Raw genomic sequence first — 17,387 nt, 5'->3', positions numbered from 1 at the left:
TCACTGTTCCCAAACAGGAACAGGCGTAACGCCCACATCGGGCTTACTGCGCCCACGCTTGTTCCTGTTCGAGGACAGCCATGGGGGTCATGAGCACCACGAAGAGCACCGTCGAATCCCGGCTCGTGCCGACCGACGAGCTCGTGATGATCCCGCGCCGAGCAGTCCGCAGCGTGAGGAGAGAGCAGCAAGTGAGCAGCGTCGAGTTCATCGGTCCGCCGCCTACTCAGAGGAACACCAAGCACGCCCGTATCGCCGACGAGCTGCGAACACATCCGCGGGTGTGGGGCGTGGTGCAGCGTTCGACCACCGTCACCCGCGCCGCGTCAGCAGCGCAGGCGATTCGCGGTGCCAAGCTGCCCGCTTACGCGCCGGCAGGATCGTTCGAGGCGGTCGCCCGCACAGTCGCTCAAGGCGCCCGCGTTGAGTACCGGGTCTATGCCCGGTTCATCGGGGCCGCCCAGTGACGCCGGCACCGGCTCAGCCGGCAACCGCTACCCCGACCGGCGTCGTCGTCGCTCCGCCCAACTTGGCGCGTGATCAATGGCTCGATGCTCGCCGTACGGGCGTCGGTGGCTCGGATGTCGCCGCCGTCCTGGGGATGAGCAAGTACACCTCTCCTCTTGAGCTGTACCTCGACAAGCTCGGTGAACTGGGCGACGTGCCGCGCTCCCCCGAGCTGATCGAGGCAGCGTTCTGGGGGCATGCCCACGAGCCGACGATCGCCGGCGTGTTCGCCGAGCGGACCGGCCTCGGTGTCGTCGAGGGGCCGGGCATGCTCGCGCATGTGGAGCGCCGGTGGATGCTCGCCAACGTCGACCGGTACGTGCTCGCCCCTGGTGAGGTGGAGCCGTCGAGCCTGCTGGAGATCAAGACCCGGTCCGCGTATCAGCTCGACGAGTGGCTGCGCGGTGTGCCGGACGGGCCGGCGCTGCAAACACACTGGTACCTCGCCGTCACCGGCTACCAGCACGCGCACGTCGCGGCGCTGCTCGGCGGGAACCGCCTGCTGATTCACCGGGTGGAGCGGGACGAGGGATTGATCGAGCATCTCGTCGCGCTCGTCGGCGAGTTCTGGCAGGGAGTACTCGACCGCACTCCGCCGCTCGTCGACGGGTCCGAGGCCACCGAGGAACTGCTCGGTCATCTTTACAGCGTCACGCCGGCCGCGGTGACCGTCGCCGACCCGGGCGAGGTGCTGCCGCTGCTGGATCGCCGGCGCGAGCTGACGGAGCGCACGGCGCGTGTCGAGGCCGAGTTGCGCGAAATCGACAACCGGCTCAAGGCCGCCGCCGGCGAGGCGGAAGTCGTGAAGGTGCAGGGATCCGTCGCGTTCACGTGGAAGCAGAACGGGCCCCTGTCGGCGAAACGTTTCTCCGCCGCCCACCCGGACCTCGCCGCCCAGTACCGGCACCCGGTCGACGCGCTCGACACCCATCGCCTTGCCGCTGAACACCCCGACCTCTACCGCCAGTTCCGATCCCGCCGCCTGATCGTCCCGACTCCGAAGGAAGCCGCCGCAGCGTGACCAGCAACCTCGCCGAACGCGTCGCTACCAAGCGCGCGCCCCGCTCCCACTCCCCCGCCGTCCACACTCCTCGCCCGCCGGTAACGACGCTCGCCCAGTTCGTTCAACAGATGCGCCCGGAGATCGAACGCGCCCTGCCGGCCCACCTCGGCGGGGCCGACCGGATCGCCCGCATCGCGCTTACCGAACTGCGGCGCGTCGAGCACCTCGCCGAGTGCACGCAAGAGTCGTTCGCCGGCGCCCTGATGACCTGCTCGGCCCTGGGGCTGGAGCCGGGCGGGGTGTCGGGCGAGGCGTACCTGCTGCCGTTCTGGTCCAAGAAGGCACGGGCCTACGAGGTACAGCTCGTCATCGGCTACCAAGGCATGATCAAGCTGTTTTGGCAGCACCCCCTCGCCGCCGGCCTCGACACCCACACCGTCTACGAAAACGACGAGTTCGAGTACGAGTACGGCCTCGCCCCGGTCCTGCGCCACAAGCCGGCCCGCGGCGGCGACAAGGGCCGGCCCACGGACTACTACGCCGTGGCGCGCCTGTCGAACGGTGGCAGCACCTTCCTCGTCCTGGACGTCGAGGACGTCGAGGCCATCCGGCAGCGCAGCAAGGCCAAGGACTTCGGCCCATGGGCAACGGACTACGACGCCATGGCCCGCAAGACCGCGATCCGGCAACTGTTCAAGATGCTGCCCAAGAGCGCCGAGCTCGCGCGGGCCGTGGCCCACGACGAGACCGTGCGGCGCGATGCGACCCCGGAGGGCTTCGACTCGCCCGGCGACTACATCGAGGGCGAGATCGTCCCGCCGGCCCCGCCCGGCCCCGCGCCGGACACCGCGGCCGAGAAGTGGCCCGAGGCCGGCGAGCAGCCGGTCGAGACCGCCGCCTAGTCACCCGCCCGCCCTGAGGCTCTCCGTTTGCCGATCCGACCTGTAAGGAGTCATTCCGTTGAGCCTCGACGCCATGGATTGGGTGTGGACCCGGGCCGCCGCCCGCGGTACCGCCCGCCTGGTGCTGCTCACCGTCGCGGACAAAGCCCCAGGGCCGGACTGCACCGCGTACGCCGGGACCACCATGCTCGTGCAGCGCACCAATGCCGCGCGCTCATCGGTGATCAAGGCCGTTGACCGGCTGCTGTTGTCGGGCGAGCTGGTCATCGTCAAGGGCGCCAAAGGCCCCCGCGGAGAGACCCGCTACCAGCTCCCGCACGCCGTCGGCCACGTCCGCCGGTTGTCCGACGAGTCCCCGTTTGGTGGTCCGGAATCCGCACCGGTACAGAATCCGGACCGGTCCGGAAACCGGACCCCCAGGGGTCCGGAAACCACACCCCAGGGGTCCGAAAACCGGACCGGTAGGGGTACGGAATCCGGACCCCAGAACGCAAGAGAACGCAAGCACCAAGAAGAACAGCAGCAGCCGCGCGCGACCGCACCCGCCACGACCTCGGCCGTCACCGAGGTACTGCGACCGCTCGCCGCGGCCCTGGACGCCGCATCGGTGCCCGTTCGTTGGAGTCTCGGCCTCGGCGAGCAGCGCGACGTCTGGCAACTCGTCCAACGGCACGGCGTGACCGCGCTCGTTGACGTCGCTGCCCGCCGCACCGTGCCCGGTGAGCCGCCCAAGCCGGCCCGCTACTGGCTCCGGGTGTGGGGCGACCTCGACCGCTCTCCCGCCCCGACGCCGGGCCCCAACGTCGTGCCATTGCGCGCCGTGCCCGCCTCGCACACCGACACCCTGCTCGCCGGCCTCGCCCTGCTCGACGCGCGGAAAGGACACGCCTGATGAACCACCGAGAGATCGCCGCCCTACTCGCCTACGCCGGACGCCTCGACGGCCGCGTGCGTCGTGTCCTGGCCAACGCCGACCAGGCCGCCGGCACCATCGCCGATTGGCAGGCCGCACTCGGCCACATCCCCGCCCAGCAGCCGGCAGCCGGTTGGGACGCCGCGCACATCGTGCGCCGGTACTACGAGCAGCGCGACGGCGACCGCTCCGCGCAGTTCCGATCCGTCGAGCCGCACGTCGTGCTCGCCGCATGGTCGCTCAAGGCCGCCGAGCTGCTCACCCGGCACACCGACCCGCTACCGGCCGCCGACCCCGACGACCCCGCCGCGTGGCGTGCCGAGCTGCTCGGCACCCGCACCGAGGTCGCCACCGGCCAGCGCACCCCCGCGGACCACACGGCCGCGATCAACCCGGCCGGACAGCAGCGCCTCGCCGCCCTCATGGCTGGCGTCGGCGAACCGTCCCGCCCGTACCTTCCGCGGCACGTGGCCGAGCAGTTCGCCCAGTCCGGGCACGGTGCCCGCCGGCTGCGGTTTCCCGAGCTCGACATCCCGTGCCCGCGGCTGAACTGCCGGGCCCTGCGCTTTCGCCCGTGCAAGCGGCCCAGCGGCGGCGAGCTCGCCCACCACACCCACGACCAACGACAGAGCGCCTACGCCGCCCACACGATCCCGGAGGCCACGGCATGACCCACAACCGCCGCCCGCACCGCAGCGTCGAGCAGCGCACCGCCGTGCACCGCGCCCGTGTCGACGCCCAACTCGACGCCGCAACCGCCCGCTTCGTCGACCGGCTGCTCGCCGAGCACGCCGAGGCCGAGCAGCGCCGCTTCGCCCGCCTCATGCGGCAACCGCCCGCCCCCCGCGAAACCCGCGCCCGCCACACCGCCGGAGGACTGCGCCCATGACCCCGCACGCCGCACGCGCCAGCATCGCCGCCCACCTCACCGATGTACTCGACGTGCACTCCCACCTCGCCACGATCACCGCCGCATCCCTCGCCGACCGCCTCGCCATCGACGGATGGGAGATCACCAACACCACCCCCGACGCGCGACCGGTCGCGCCTCGCGCGCGGGAAACCCCGCGCGCTCGGCGCTCCCTTGCCCGGCTGTGGCGACGTGCCCGGACGGATGGAGAGAGAACCGCATGACCCCGGTCCTGCTCGCCCTTCTCGGCGCGCTCGCCCTCGTCCTCGTCGCCGGCCTCGTCCGTGCCGTGCGGCTCGACGGCCGCCTCGACCGCGAGGCGCGCGCCCTTACCTCTCGCCCTTGCCCGCCCTACTGCACCGCCTGCTCGTCGGCTGCTCGCCGAGCCTCGAACGGAGACACGCCCACATGACGCTCCACGCCCGTACCCGTACCGACTCCCGCCGCGGCCGGATCTCCGGCCGCGCGGTCGAGCGCGACGCCCGCCGCGACCGGCTGCACCTGCTGCTCGTCCGCGCCGACCGGGGCGAGCTCACCGCGCAGCACGCCGCCCAACTTCGGCACGACGTCGAGGCCGAGATCGCTGAGGGCGACCTCGCGCGGCGCAGCGCCAGCGGTCAGCAGGCATCCGCTGTGCGGCTGCACCGCCGCATCGAGGGCGCCGAGCAGGCCCTCGTCGAGACCGAGGCCGAGCGCGACGAGCACGCCGAGCGCCTCGCCGCCGCCGCGCAGCTCGCCGGCGCCGACCTGCTCGGCGACCGGCCGCACCTCGCCGCCACGATTCACCGCATGTGCGCCGGCGAGCTCACCGCGCAGCAAGCCCTCGACACGATCCGCCACTGAACCACCCAGGGGAGCACCACCACCCATGACCTACGCCAACGCCGTTCACGAGACCCTCGGCGCGCTGCGCACCATCCGGGAACACTGGGCCGACCTGCTGCTCGCCATCGAGACACCCCCCACCGACGCATGGCCCCCGCGGCAGCTCGCCCACACGCTGAGCGCCGGCCCCGACGAGCAGCTCGTCGGCGACCGGGCGCCGCTCGTGCTGCGCGAACACCCCGCCCCTCTGAACCTCACCGCCCTCGACGCCGGCCTCGCTGTCGAGCGCGCCCTGTTCGACCTCGCCGACACCGTGTCGAGCGTGCAGCACCCCCACACCGGCGACCCCCGCCGGTGGATCACCCGCAGCGCGAGCGGGCCCGGGAGCCGTGTACACGGGCTGCACTGGGCAGCTCTGTACGTCGAGGGCCGCGTGCTCGACGAGGACACCGAGCCCGAGCAGCGCGGCGACGGCACGCTCGCCGCGGCTCCGTTCGGGACGCTCCCTGGCTACCTGCTCCACGAGGCACGGCGCAGCGCCCGCCTAGCCGAGGGCCGGCTGCTGCGCGCCCTCGGCCTCGACCAGCGCAACACCTCGCTACCCGACCGGCCATGCCCCTGGTGCGCCGGCGAACTCACCCTGCACACCGGGCCGGACCAGGGGCCGGCGGTGACTTGTTCAACTGGCCAGAACTGCAACGCGCCTACCCAGTTCGACAAGCATGGGCAGCGCATCTGGGAGGGGCAGGATTTGATCGTTTTTGTCACAACCCTGGCCGAGAATCTACGTTCATAGGCACTCTTGCCAGCGAGGGATCTACCAGGGTTGAGGTCAGCCTTTGATGTACTGCAAAAAGCACTGACCGGGGTTCACCCGTACGGGTGAACCCCGGTATCTGCGGGCCCAAGTCAGTCGTTGGCAACCCAGAATGGTAACCCAACGTCGCTATTTGCGCGACGAAGGGACGGGCGCGTATCGACGGCGAGTGGGAGGCGATTAATCAGTGGAACTTGTCAGCTTGTTGATCGCCTTCTTCATCCCCCTACGTGAGGTCCCAACGATGGCAGCCATTGCCACGAGCGCACCACCGGTCAACCACTTCATCAGGTTGACGGTAAGTGAGACCGCTTCATCCTTAGCTGCCGTTCCGGAGAGTACGAGCGCAAGAAAGACCCCTACGCCAAGTACCAAGATCGTGATCCCAAAGCGTGTCGCACACACAACCCGGGTGCCGCTGTCTTCGACAGGCGGGACACCCGGCGGTGGCGAATCGACAGTACTCGTCGAGACTGCAGTTTCGGACTGGTGGACGTTCATCGCCATCATGGCGACAGACTTCGTTGCGTCATCACGCGAAGTCGGCACTGCGGCACCTCCCTAAAAACGTGAGCAGCTGCCGCCGCGCTCACCGCTTGGCCTAGGAACCGAAGTGAGCGTCGAGCAGCAGCTCTCACGGGGCCAACAATTGGCCTCATATGAGCACCGAGGGCGCCCGGCCGACTCGGCTGGGCGCTCTCAGTGTGTACCTCTCATAAGAATCTCCCATCGGTGGGCCATTCGAGGGTCGCTCTTCACTGATTCACACTTTCGGGGTTGTTTACGCTCCTCGGTCGTGTCGCTGTCGGCGAACCACTTGACGTGGAGTAAGGGCCCCGGATGTCGAGCACATCAGGCGCGTCCATGTATTAATATTTTCGTTTCTCGACAAGGCTTTCGACAGATTCCCGCGTCCCCTTAGTGGCGCGAGATCAAATCATCAACTTTATCCGCAAACTACCCAAATAGGGAAAATGCGACAACGAAACGAATTGTACTAAGCAGGGTGATCTCAAAATTGGCCGTCTCGTCGGACAAGGCTCGCCACGTCACGTAGTGGGGTGGGGTGGAGACCCCCAACCTCGTTGGTCGCCTACCAAGACGCCACTCACTTGCGTCGTTATCGTTTCGTGACCTATTGTTGGAGGCGCTCCCGGCGTGCCCGGAAGTCGTCAACTGCTCTCTCCCGCAGCGCCCCGTCACCAAACCCCCCTGGTGACGGGGTGTTTGCATGCCAGGGACTGACCCGCTCCGCTCGGCGGCCCGACTGCACCTCGCCGTCGGGCCGTTGGCGTGCCTGGAGGTGAGCTCATGGCCGATCCCATCGCCGAGCAAGACCGCGAGCAGGTCCGCCGGCTGCACGCCGCAGGCACTTCGCGCAACGAGATCGCGCGCACCATCGGACGCAGCGCCGCCACCGTGAGCAAGATCGCCCGCGCGGAAGGACTCGCGTTCAGCGGCGGTGCCCGGGTAGCCGCGGCTACCGAGGCACGCCGCTCCGATGCCGCCGAGCGGCGCGAGCAGCTCGCCGACCAGGCCCTCGACGGCGCGCTCGGCCAGGTCGTCCGCACCGCCGACGCCGAAAGCGCACGCGATGCCCGCGACCATGCCACCGCCGCCCGCGCACTGACCGAAGTACACGCCCGCGTCGCTGAGCTCGCCCGCCACACCGGAACCGGAAGTAAGGGCGGCTCCATGCTCGACCGCCTCGCCGACGTCCTGTACGGGCCGGCTTGAGACAACCAGGGGGTGTGACGGCCAACTCTCCGTATCCGCTAGAAAGCTGGATCCGATCCGCGGTGCGTGACGTGGCGTACGTAGCTCACCTAGTGCCGCTGCGGCCACCGACCCCGTGATTTCCCGACTGCGCCGCGATTGCTGCAATTGCCGCGCTAACGACCGCGAGAGTCTGGGGTGTGAGTCTTGCCGCGAAGATCACCACTACGACGATCACTATCGTGATCAGTCCCTCGCGTCCGTGACCTGCAAGCGGGTTACGTCGGTTGTACGACTGGGCTGTGTGCGCGGCGCCTTGATGCCGATCGTTGTTCTTCACGGTGAACTCCCCTACTTGTTCGGGACCTACGGTTCCTGCAGTTAGGGGCGGCCGCTCCCTCATCACGATGGAACCAGCGGCAACCGCGAGCAGACATCGCCCCACCCCCTGGCGAACCCTGGCGAATACTCCCGGCGCTGGCAGCAAAGGGGCGATGGTTCTCGACGAGTTCACCCCGGTGCGGATCTACCGACGGTGACAGTGAGGGGGCAGAGTGCCCGACCTCGCCCCGCTGTCCGCCAAGCAACTCCACTCGATCCGCGGCGCCCGCGCACGTATCAACGTGTGGCACGGCTCCGTGCGGTCCGGGAAGACGATTGCCTCGCTGCTGGCGTTCCTGCTCGCTATCCGCCGCGCGCCGGCCGCCGGCCTCATCCTGATCTGTGGTCGGTCGCTCCAGACCATCGAGCGCAACATCATCGAGCCGCTACAGGATCCGATCCTGTTCGGGGATGCCGCCGAGGAAGTTCGCCACACCCGCGGCGCCACGACCGCAAGCATCCTCGGCCGGACGGTGCACCTGATCGGCGCGAGCGATGCCCGCGCCGAGGGCCGGCTGCGCGGACTGACCGCCTCGCTCGCCTACGTCGACGAGGCCACCCTGCTACCTGAACCGTTCTGGGTGCAGCTCCTCGCCCGCCTGTCCGTGCCCGGGGCGCGGCTGTTGGCCACCACCAACCCGGACGGTCCGCAGCACTGGCTCAAGGTCGGCTACCTCGACCGCGAGGGCGATCTCGACCTCGCGCAATGGCACTTCCGCCTCGCCGACAATCCCTCGCTGTCGCCGGCCTACGTCGCCGCCCTGGCCGCCGAGTACGTCGGCCTGTGGCGCCGGCGCATGATCGACGGCGCATGGGTCGTCGCCGAGGGCGCGATCTACGACACGTACGACGAGGCGCAGCACGTCGTCGACGAGCTGCCCCCGATGCGCCGTTACTGGCTGGGCATCGACTACGGCACGGTGAACGCGTTCTCCGCGATCTTGCTCGGCCTCGGCGACGACGGTCGGCTGTACGTTGCGGCCGAGTGGCGCCACGACTCACGTGTCGAACACCGGCAGATGACCGACGCGCAGTACTCCGCCGCCGTTCGGGCCTGGCTCGACGAGCTCGGCGTGATGCCGGAATGGACGTTTGTCGACCCGAGCGCCGCTTCGTTCATGGCGCAGCTCTGGGAGGACGGGCACCCGGGCGTGACCCGGGCTGCGAACACCGTGATCGACGGGATCCGCTCGACGTCGACGGCGCTCGCATCGGGGCTGCTGCGTATCCACAGGCTGTGTACGGGTCTGCTCGGTGAGATCCCTTCGTACGCGTGGGATCCGGCCGCCGCGGACCGTGGCGAAGATCGCCCGCTCAAGCGGGCCGACCACTCATGCGACGCGCTGCGCTACGTCGTCCACTCCACCGCGCACGAGTGGCGTCACCTGCTCACCCCCGCCGCCTGATCCCTCCCACTCTGCTTCGACCGCCGCGTGCCGGCGTTCGGCGCCTTGCCATGTCAGGGGGTCTGCCGTGCGCGACTGGACCGACCGATTCCTCGACCACGTCACCGACACCCCCGCTGGCTGCTGGCAGTGGACCGGCTACCTCATGCCCAACGGGTACGCACGCATCACGGTGCGGGGAGATCGGCAGTACGCCCACCGCGTCGCCTACGAGGCCATGAACGGCCCGATCCCGGCCGGCCTGGTGATCGACCACCTGTGCCGTAACCGCGGCTGCGCCAACCCCTCGCACCTCGACGCCGTGACCCAACGCATCAACGTACTGCGCGGGCAGTCGCACGCCGCGGCGCGAGCACGTCAGACGCATTGCGTCCGCGGGCACGCCTTCACCGCCGCCAACACCTACCGAGCCACGAACGGCACCCGCAAGTGCCGCAACTGCCGTGCTGCCGTACGGCGCAGACAGGGGGCGATCCGTGCCCCTGCCTGACAACAACGCCCCGTGGCCGCCGCCGCACATGGTGACGCCATACGCCGAGATGCGCGTCGATGACGCCTGGTACTCCGGCGACCGCGAACGCCTCGCCGACGTCTACCAGCACCAACAGCGCCGCACCGACGGCCGGCGCCGCCTGTGGGCACGCGCCCGCGCACAGCAGCCCGGCGCCCGCGACACCCGCCTGCACATCCCCCTCCCTGGCGACATCGCCACCACGAGCGCCGACCTGCTGTTCAGCGAACCCCCGGTCTTCACCGTGCCGGCCACCGCAACGCAGGACCGCCTCGACGAGATCACCGAAACCGGTGGCACGGCGAACACCCTCCTGGAGGGCGCCGAGGTCGCCTCGGCCCTGGGCGGGGTGTTCCTGCGAGTGACCTGGGACCGCGAGATCGTCGCCCGCCCGCTGCTCACGGTGGTGCACGCCGATAGCGCCGTGCCTGAATTCCGTTGGGGCATGCTCACCGCGGTCACGTTCTGGCACGAGCTACCGAGCACCTCCGCCACCGTGTGGCGCCACCTAGAACGACACGAGCCCGGCCAGATCCTGCACGCCCTGTATGAGGGAAGCCCGGACCGCCTCGGCACGCGGGTGCCGCTCACCGAGCACCCCGAGGTCGCCCCGCTCGTCGCGTCCCTGGGCCCCGAGGGCGACAGCATCGCGACCGGCATCACGGCCTTGACCGCCGCCTACGTGCCGAACGTTCTCCCCAACCGGCTGCACCGCGGCTCACCCTTCGGGCGCAGCGACTATCGGGCGCCCCTGCATGACCTGTTCGACGCCCTCGACGACACGTGGACGTCATGGATGCGCGACATCCGCCTCGCGCGCGCCCGCCTCATCGTCCCCGACGGATACCTGCGTGACCACGGCGCCGGCCGCGGCGCGAGCTTCGACGACGACCGGGAGATCTGGCAGTCCCTCAACATCCCACCGACCGAGGCCAGCGCCGGCATCACCGTGTCGCAGTTCGCGATCCGCGTCGCCGAGCACGACGCGACATCCTCCGCGATCGTGCAGCAGGCCGTACGCTCCGCCGGCTACGCCCCGCAGAGTTTCGGCCTCGACGACCAAGTCGCCGCCACGGCAACGGAAGTGAAGTCACGCGAGCGGAAGTCGATGATCACCCGCGATAAGAAGTCCCGCTACTGGGCCCCGGCGGTCGCCGACATGCTGCTCGTCATGCTGCAACTCGACCGCGTCCTGTTCACTCCGTCGCTCGTCGTCGACCGACCGCGGATCACCTTCGGAGACTCCGTATCGGAGGACCCGGCCAGCGTCGCTCAGACATTGAGCCTGCTCGCGCAGGCCCAAGCCGTCAGCACCGACACCCGGGTGCGCATCCTGCACCCGGACTGGGACGACGCCGCCGTGCGCGAAGAGGTCGACCGCATCCTCGTCGAGACCGGGCAAGCCGTGCCCGACCCGATGCAGGCTGGCGCCCTCGAATAAGGTCGCCGTGACCCCGAAGTTCAACGTCAACTCTTTTCGCTCTTTGTGACGATGGCCTGCGCGACATCACGGGCTGCGTCACGAATCAGGCCAGCGACCCCGAGTGCCGCAAGCGCCCAGATCGCAGCCGGGCTACTGGCATGGCCCGTTGAGATCGAGTACGCGCAGGCGCTACTGGTCACGGCTGTCCAACTCAGACCGAAGCGCCTGATCTTCATTGTGAAATAGTCGGACGATTGATCATCCTTGACCGTCTTTCGATCACGCGCCATCGGATCCTCCAGTGGGTTCGTGGCCACTCCGCATGTTGCACGACAACATCACTCAGCACAGGGTCTATTCACTCGACCGGATGGCATGTTCCATGGGACTCTTCCGCTCGCGGCAACCGGCGGTGTATAGGCCCAACCGTTGAATCAGGCAAGCCCGCAGTAGCCAATGAGCGTGAACTTTTCGGCGTTTTGCTGACAGGGAGACGCCGAAGGACTTCTGATCTTGTCCCGAATATGGCTATTTGCCCCAATGGGCAAGGCCGGCAAATGCCTAGCGCGCCAAGGTGCCACGCCTGGGTGGGCACAGACCAGCGCGCTCGCCTCATCGCGCATTGGCTAGTTGGCGGCCTTGCAGGCGAGGACGACGTCGCAAATCTGTCCCACCACGCCGAGCACGACCAGCGCGCACAGCGGGCCCAGTTGCTGTACGCGGCCCGTCGCAATGGACAACGCGATGCCGCTTCCGCTGATGGCGCTCCACCTGAAATTGGCAGGCGTCAGCCTCAGTACGAGGTCCTTTGGGTTCTTGGGCATGCTCGACGTCTCCTGATGTGAGGACCGAACGGGGTTGCCCTGTGCGCACAGGAAGGGGAGGGCCGCGGCACGAGCCGCAAGCCTCCTTGCCCATAGTGTGCACCAAGCACCAACGAAAGACCCTATGAATCGTAGGTAGAAACCGCTAGAAACCTCTGAAGTATTTTGGCTTCGAGCCAATACACCCCGAAACCGCAGGACAAAGAATGCCAAACGGGGTGATTCGTGAGTATCCACCCGGGCATGGTTGAGGACCTGTCAGCCGGCGTGCGTGACCTGTACGCGGACGCCGAGGCGCGGCTGTTGGGGATCGTGGCGCGGCAGCTCGCCGCCGGTCTGGAGGTTCCGGGATGGGCGACGAACAAGCTGCGCGACGTACAGGCGCTGCGCCATGGTGCGCAGGACGTTGTCGATGCCCTGTCGACGGCGATGCATCTGTCGGTGTGGGACACCGTGACCGAGGCATACAACTCCGGTGCCCGTGCCGGTCTGCTGGAACTCGGCGCCGTTCACGGCCCCGACGCCCGGCGGATCGCGGAGACGACGCCCAACACGCGTGCGGTCGATCGGCTGGCGACGGAGACCATTGACCTCGTCGAGCAGACCCACCGCGGGATCCTGCGCGGCGTCGAGGACGGTTACCGGCAAGTCGTCTCCGAGGTCTCCGCAACACCGCTCCTCGGTATCGACTCCCGCCGGCAGGCCACCCAACGCGCCATGGAGCGGTTCGCTGATCGCGGCTTCCGCACGTTCGTCGACCGCTCCGGCCGTGCCTGGCAGATGACCAGCTACGCCGAGATGGCCGTGCGGACATCCGTCGGGCGGGCCGCGGTCGAGGGACACAGCGACCGGCTACGGGCCGCCGGCCTCGACCTGGTCATCGTGTCCAACGCCCCGCACGAGTGCCCGCTGTGCAAGCCGTTCGAGGGCAAGGTGCTCTCTCTGGACGGCCCGGACGGCGCCCGGACCGTCGAGGTCGAGCACTCCACCGAGGACGGCCGCGCGGTCCGCGTGAACATCGCCGGCAGCGTGGACCAGGCGCGCCGCGCCGGCCTGCATCACCCCAACTGCCGACACTCCCTGTCCGCATACCTTCCGGGCGTCACCCGGGCACCGGTCGAGCACTCCGAGGACCCGGCCGGCTACGAGGCCAGCCAGAAACAGCGCGCCATCGAGCGTGGTATCAGGAAGTGGAAGAACCGCGCGAGCGCGTCGACCACACCGGAGGGCAAGCGCGGCGCCGAGGCCAAGGTGCGCGCCTGGCAGAAGAAACAGCGCGAACACCTCGACCAGCACCCCGAGCTCATCCGCAAGCCGCAGCGCGAACGCCCCGGAGCCGGCAACCTCCCAGAGACTGCACCGCGCCCGCCGCAGGACGCCGTCGAGGCCGCCCGGATTCGGGCCGGCGACGCACGCAGTGTCCGGGAGATGAGCGACGAGCAGCTCGCCGGCGCCCACCGCTTCGAGCACCTCGACGACCGCGACCGCGCACGAATCGCGGACGAGGCCGATCGGCGCGACGAACAGCAGCTCCTCGACCGCATCCGACCCAACGGGCGCATGGTTGACGATCTGACGTCGCTGTCCGACCACGATCTCGCCCGCGGCTTCCCGCACCTTCCCGACGACGACGCGCTGCGCGTGCTGGCCGAGATGGACCGCCGCGACATCGACGCCGCCCTGCCCGGGGCGCGCCGCGACCTTCTCGGTCTGTCCGACGAGCAGCTCGCCGCCCGCGCCCGCCATGCCGACGAGACCGAGCTCGGCGCCCTGTGTGCCGAGGCCGACCGCCGGCAACTCCTGGCAGCCACGTTCCCGCGCGGCCGGCTGGCCGAGGACCTGTCGACGATCGGCGACGACGTCCTCGGGTGGGCGATCCGCTATGCCCGCACCGAGGACGCCGCCCGGATCGCCGACGAGATCGACCGCCGCCACCCACCGGCCCCGGCTCCGGCCGCACGCGGCGCACACACCGTCGAGGGACAACTCGCCGATCGAGCCGCGATCGACGAGGCCCTCGCACCCGCCGCAGACCCCGACGGCTGGGGGCACCTCGCCCTCGACGATGTCGACGACGCCGCGGCCGGCCTGACCACTACCGAGCGATGGCTCGCCGAGCGAGAAGCCGACGCCGCTGCCAACGCGAGCAACTTCTCGCGCGCTCGCATTCAGGAGATGTACCGAGAGCACATCTACGCACAGTGGCTGGAGGCCGAGAACGAACTACGCGGCTACCTGCTCACCAAACGCGCTGAACTCGATGGCGTCGAACCGCAATCGCTGTTCACCGGGCCAGCCCACATCGCCTACTCGCGCGCCTCGGAAGAGCTCAAAACGTGGTGGCAAGACCATCCACGAACTACGCTCGTCGAGTACACCGAGCAACTCACCGGGCAGCGCAACGCCGCCGCCGAGGCAGCACGCAACAACCGATGGGGCCAGCAACAAAAACTCTGACCAAGGGGGCAGCCATAGGGACACGAGGCGACCTCGTACGGGCCATCAGCGCCGGCGCCCAAGCCGGCCGCGACCGCCTACCCGTGACCGTATGCCCCTATCAGGCGGGTGACTTGCGACGAAGCGCTTGGATTCGCGGCTATGCGTCTAGTCGCCCGCTCTTGGACAGTGCAAGCCCTCGGAAGCCGGTCTAAAGCCTATGCAGTTTGCCGCCGAATGGTATTCGAACGACGTGTTCTGGGCGGCAGTGGCCGCGCTGGCGAGCATAGTTTTGGGAATAATAACCATTTGGGTATCAGTCGCCGTCGGATTTCCAAAGCAGAGAATTCTTTACGGGATGCCAAATGTGACCCCGCTCCTTGAGGTGGTTGGTGTCACTCAATCAGCGATCGAACTGACTGCCAATGGTGCGCAGATTTCCAATCCTGTCGTGATCGAGATTCACATCGCGAATCGTGGAAGGCGCGACATTCCGCGCACATCGTTCGACAACGGCGAACCTCTACGCTTGGGCGTCGACTCGCGTATTATCGAAATCCTCCACAAGGAGAGCTCATCGGCCACTACGCCAGCACCGACACCTGTCGTCCGTGGGTCAATTCTGGAAATCGGACCAGCTCTGATAAAGAGGCGACAGAAGATTACCTACACCATTCTTGCGGACGGCGAAACCCCCGTGCTTTTCTGCAATAGCCCGCTGGTGGACGTTAGGGCTGTCAGGCGAGATAATCTCCCCAGTACGGCGGAAAGAATGATGCCCTGGGTTCCCCCCGTAACGTCCCTCCCCATAATGGCGTTCATCGGATACGTGGCGGGAAAAGTCCTCTAGCCATCACGTCAAAACATATTCCATCAAAAGGCTCGCCAGTTGGCGGGCCTTTTTCAATTCTTGGCACCCCGGAGGTTTTTATCTATGCCCGACGATATTCGATCGGAATCCGAAAACACCCCATGCGGGGCGACATCTGGATCCACTGATTCGACCGCAACCCCGCCGCCGGCCACGGACCCGGCCGCAGCTCAGCAGCTCACCGACGCGCAGCAGCGCGCCGAGGACGCCGCCACCGAGCGCGACCAGCTTCGCGCAGCACTCGACGCGGTGAACAAGGCCCTGAATCCCGATGGTGCGGCCGACGAGCAGGACCCGGCCAAGCTCGCCGCCGCGGTCGCCGACCGCGACACCCAGCTCGCCGACTCCGCCTCACAACTCCGCACCGCACAGGTCGAGCTCGCCGCATACAAGGTCGCCGACGCCGAGGGTGCCCGCGCCGATCGACTGCTCAACTCCCGCGCGTTCGTCGAGGCCGTCGCCCCGCTCGACCCGGCCGACGCGAAGTTCGGCGAGCAGCTCGTCACCGCGATCAAAGCCGCCGTCGAGGCCGACCCGGACCTGTACCGGGCTGCGCCGGCCACCCCGGGCCGCGGCGGCGCCGAGTTCAACGGCGCCCCGGCCGCGGATCGCAAGCCGGCCAACCTGCACGACGCCATCGCCGCCCGCCTCGGCGGCTAACCCCTCAGGAGACATCTGCCCATGGCTATCACCCTGGCCGACGCCAAGCTCAACACGCAGGACGATCTCGATCTTCAAGTGATCGACGAGTTCCGTAAGTCCTCGTGGCTGCTGGACAACCTCACGTTCGATGACGTCGTTTCGCCCGCGGGCGGCGGCGCGACCCTCACCTACGGATACACGCGCCTGATCACCGAGCGGCCCGCGCAGTTCCGGCCGCTGAACACCGAGTACCCCAAGGCACAGGCGAAGCGGTCCCGCTTCACCGTCGACCTGTCGCCGCTGGGCGGGGCGTTCGAGATCGACCGCGTGCTGTCCAACCTGGGCGCCGCGGCGACCAACGAGACCACGTTCCAGATGGGCCAGACGATCAAGTCGGCCCGCTCGTTCTTCTCCGACCAGGTCGTCAACGGCAAGCGGGTGTCGACCCCGGGTGCCGAGGCCGGATTCGACGGCCTCGACAAGGCGCTCGCCGGCTCGACCACGGAAATGGGCGCCGGCACCTCGCTCGACTGGACCGGTACGGCCCTGGGCAGCGATTCGGGCAAGGCAAACGACGCGCTCGACCTGCTCGACGAGTTCCTCGCGCTGCTCGACGGCACCCCCTCGGCGCTGTTCGGCAACAAGAAGATGATTGCCCGCGTGCGCTCGCTTGCCCGCCGGGCCGGCTACTTCGACCGGTCGCCGAACGCGTTCGGGCAGAACATCGAGACGTACAACGGAATCGCCCTGATCGACCTGGGCGACAAGGCCGGCAGCACCACCCCGGTCATCCCGGTCGAGTCCCGCGACGTCGACGGAGCCGGCGCCGGCGGCCTGATCACCGGCCTGTCGGACCTGTACGCGGTGCGCCTCGGCCTCGACGGCTTCCACGGTGTCTCCACCGTCGGGGGCGCGCTGGTGCGCCAGTGGCTCCCGGACTTCACCACCTCCGGCGCGGTCAAGACCGGCGAGGTCGAGCTCGGCCCGGTCGCCGTGGCGCTCAAGGCGACCAAGGCCGCCGCCGTCCTCCGCAACGTGAAGGTGCAGTGATGCGGTACACGATCACCGCACCGGGCGGCGGATACGACGAGGACATCGCCGGCGTCACCTTCACCGACGGCCGAGCCACCGCCGAGGATCCCAACGCGGGCGCCCTGCTGTACTTCCGGCGCCACGGCTACACCGTCGAACCCCTCGACGACGACACCCCACCGGGCGCCCCGCCCGCCCCCGAGAACGGCCCGCCAGCCTCCCCGCCAGCGGGCCGTTCTGCTGCCCGGACCAACAAGAGGGGGTGACC

General features: G+C 68.6%; 22 protein-coding genes. 19 read left to right on the top strand and 3 right to left on the bottom strand.

Annotated elements, in window-relative coordinates; genetic code table 11:
• Window positions 1–89 precede the first annotated feature (89 nt).
• The 9 genes from AC07DC_RS10155 to AC07DC_RS10115 all read left to right on the top strand — a co-directional run bounded on the left by AC07DC_RS10155 (window position 90) and on the right by AC07DC_RS10115 (window position 5,856).
• Complete coding sequence (locus tag AC07DC_RS10155; RefSeq protein ID WP_478913656.1) at window positions 90–467, top strand: hypothetical protein; 378 nt, start codon at window positions 90–92, stop codon at window positions 465–467.
• Entirely contained in the window at window positions 464–1,528 is a 1,065-nt protein-coding gene (locus tag AC07DC_RS10150) for a YqaJ viral recombinase family nuclease (protein ID WP_478913654.1), read from the top strand. Before AC07DC_RS10155 ends, AC07DC_RS10150 begins: the two co-directional genes overlap by 4 nt.
• A complete protein-coding gene (locus AC07DC_RS10145) occupies window positions 1,525–2,412 on the top strand; it encodes a recombinase RecT (protein ID WP_478913652.1) in 888 nt (295 codons plus the stop codon). The genes AC07DC_RS10150 and AC07DC_RS10145 overlap by 4 nt, the downstream gene beginning before the upstream one ends.
• A gap of 58 nt (window positions 2,413–2,470) precedes the next feature.
• On the top strand, window positions 2,471–3,304 hold the full coding sequence (locus AC07DC_RS10140; RefSeq protein WP_478913650.1) for a hypothetical protein: 834 nt from the start codon (window positions 2,471–2,473) through the stop codon (window positions 3,302–3,304).
• On the top strand, window positions 3,304–3,996 hold the full coding sequence (locus tag AC07DC_RS10135) for a zinc finger domain-containing protein (protein WP_478913648.1): 693 nt from the start codon (window positions 3,304–3,306) through the stop codon (window positions 3,994–3,996). The genes AC07DC_RS10140 and AC07DC_RS10135 overlap by 1 nt, the downstream gene beginning before the upstream one ends.
• Complete coding sequence (locus tag AC07DC_RS10130; RefSeq protein ID WP_478913646.1) at window positions 3,993–4,214, top strand: hypothetical protein; 222 nt, start codon at window positions 3,993–3,995, stop codon at window positions 4,212–4,214. The genes AC07DC_RS10135 and AC07DC_RS10130 overlap by 4 nt, the downstream gene beginning before the upstream one ends.
• Window positions 4,211–4,459 carry a hypothetical protein gene (locus AC07DC_RS10125; protein WP_478913644.1) on the top strand — a complete coding sequence of 83 codons (249 nt, stop codon included), beginning with the start codon at window positions 4,211–4,213 and terminating at the stop codon, window positions 4,457–4,459. Before AC07DC_RS10130 ends, AC07DC_RS10125 begins: the two co-directional genes overlap by 4 nt.
• A 184-nt stretch (window positions 4,460–4,643) precedes the next feature.
• Complete coding sequence (locus AC07DC_RS10120; RefSeq protein ID WP_478913642.1) at window positions 4,644–5,078, top strand: hypothetical protein; 435 nt, start codon at window positions 4,644–4,646, stop codon at window positions 5,076–5,078.
• Window positions 5,079–5,103: 25 nt separating this feature from the next.
• A complete protein-coding gene (locus AC07DC_RS10115; protein WP_478913640.1) occupies window positions 5,104–5,856 on the top strand; it encodes a hypothetical protein in 753 nt (250 codons plus the stop codon).
• Window positions 5,857–6,057: 201 nt separating this feature from the next.
• Here the strand turns inward: AC07DC_RS10115 and AC07DC_RS10110 are convergent, their stop codons facing one another.
• Window positions 6,058–6,426 carry a hypothetical protein gene (locus tag AC07DC_RS10110; protein WP_478913638.1) on the bottom strand — a complete coding sequence of 123 codons (369 nt, stop codon included), beginning with the start codon at window positions 6,424–6,426 and terminating at the stop codon, window positions 6,058–6,060.
• 762 nt (window positions 6,427–7,188) lie between these two features.
• Between AC07DC_RS10110 and AC07DC_RS10105 the strand changes: the two genes are divergently transcribed.
• The 4 genes from AC07DC_RS10105 (at window position 7,189) to AC07DC_RS10090 (ending at window position 11,332) form a co-directional block, all read left to right on the top strand.
• On the top strand, window positions 7,189–7,614 hold the full coding sequence (locus tag AC07DC_RS10105) for a helix-turn-helix domain-containing protein (RefSeq protein ID WP_478913636.1): 426 nt from the start codon (window positions 7,189–7,191) through the stop codon (window positions 7,612–7,614).
• A 533-nt stretch (window positions 7,615–8,147) separates the two neighbouring features.
• Window positions 8,148–9,380: a PBSX family phage terminase large subunit gene (locus AC07DC_RS10100; RefSeq protein WP_478913634.1), complete on the top strand. Its 1,233-nt coding sequence runs from the start codon at window positions 8,148–8,150 to the stop codon at window positions 9,378–9,380.
• Between the two features lie 67 nt (window positions 9,381–9,447).
• Window positions 9,448–9,870 carry an HNH endonuclease signature motif containing protein gene (locus tag AC07DC_RS10095; protein WP_478913632.1) on the top strand — a complete coding sequence of 141 codons (423 nt, stop codon included), beginning with the start codon at window positions 9,448–9,450 and terminating at the stop codon, window positions 9,868–9,870.
• A complete protein-coding gene (locus tag AC07DC_RS10090) occupies window positions 9,857–11,332 on the top strand; it encodes a phage portal protein (protein ID WP_478913631.1) in 1,476 nt (491 codons plus the stop codon). Before AC07DC_RS10095 ends, AC07DC_RS10090 begins: the two co-directional genes overlap by 14 nt.
• Before the next feature lie 26 nt (window positions 11,333–11,358).
• On the opposite strand, the gene AC07DC_RS10085 is transcribed toward AC07DC_RS10090, so the two are convergent.
• Window positions 11,359–11,631, bottom strand: coding sequence for a hypothetical protein (locus AC07DC_RS10085; RefSeq protein ID WP_478913630.1), 273 nt, complete (start codon window positions 11,629–11,631; stop codon window positions 11,359–11,361).
• A gap of 309 nt (window positions 11,632–11,940) precedes the next feature.
• Window positions 11,941–12,138 (bottom strand): hypothetical protein, encoded by a 198-nt coding sequence (locus AC07DC_RS10080; RefSeq protein WP_478913629.1) that lies wholly within the window; start codon window positions 12,136–12,138, stop codon window positions 11,941–11,943.
• Between the two features lie 243 nt (window positions 12,139–12,381).
• Between AC07DC_RS10080 and AC07DC_RS10075 the strand changes: the two genes are divergently transcribed.
• From AC07DC_RS10075 to AC07DC_RS10050, 6 genes are all read left to right on the top strand, one after another.
• On the top strand, window positions 12,382–14,595 hold the full coding sequence (locus tag AC07DC_RS10075) for a phage minor capsid protein (RefSeq protein WP_478913628.1): 2,214 nt from the start codon (window positions 12,382–12,384) through the stop codon (window positions 14,593–14,595).
• Window positions 14,571–14,789, top strand: a complete 219-nt coding sequence (locus AC07DC_RS10070; RefSeq protein ID WP_478913627.1) for an Rmf/CrpP fold protein — start codon at window positions 14,571–14,573, stop codon at window positions 14,787–14,789. Before AC07DC_RS10075 ends, AC07DC_RS10070 begins: the two co-directional genes overlap by 25 nt.
• A 5-nt stretch (window positions 14,790–14,794) precedes the next feature.
• Window positions 14,795–15,424: a hypothetical protein gene (locus AC07DC_RS10065; protein ID WP_478913625.1), complete on the top strand. Its 630-nt coding sequence runs from the start codon at window positions 14,795–14,797 to the stop codon at window positions 15,422–15,424.
• Window positions 15,425–15,508: 84 nt separating this feature from the next.
• Window positions 15,509–16,105 (top strand): hypothetical protein, encoded by a 597-nt coding sequence (locus AC07DC_RS10060; protein WP_478913623.1) that lies wholly within the window; start codon window positions 15,509–15,511, stop codon window positions 16,103–16,105.
• A 21-nt stretch (window positions 16,106–16,126) separates the two neighbouring features.
• The gene (locus tag AC07DC_RS10055) at window positions 16,127–17,137 is read left to right on the top strand and encodes a major capsid protein (RefSeq protein ID WP_478913622.1); all 1,011 of its coding nucleotides are present in this window, start codon (window positions 16,127–16,129) and stop codon (window positions 17,135–17,137) included.
• Window positions 17,137–17,385, top strand: a complete 249-nt coding sequence (locus tag AC07DC_RS10050) for a hypothetical protein (RefSeq protein WP_478913621.1) — start codon at window positions 17,137–17,139, stop codon at window positions 17,383–17,385. Before AC07DC_RS10055 ends, AC07DC_RS10050 begins: the two co-directional genes overlap by 1 nt.
• Window positions 17,386–17,387 lie beyond the last annotated feature (2 nt).

This window comes from Streptomyces sp. NPDC045021, from assembly GCF_056432645.1.
Note: the sequence above shows the minus strand (reverse complement) of the source record. Positions and strands in the feature narration are given on the sequence as shown.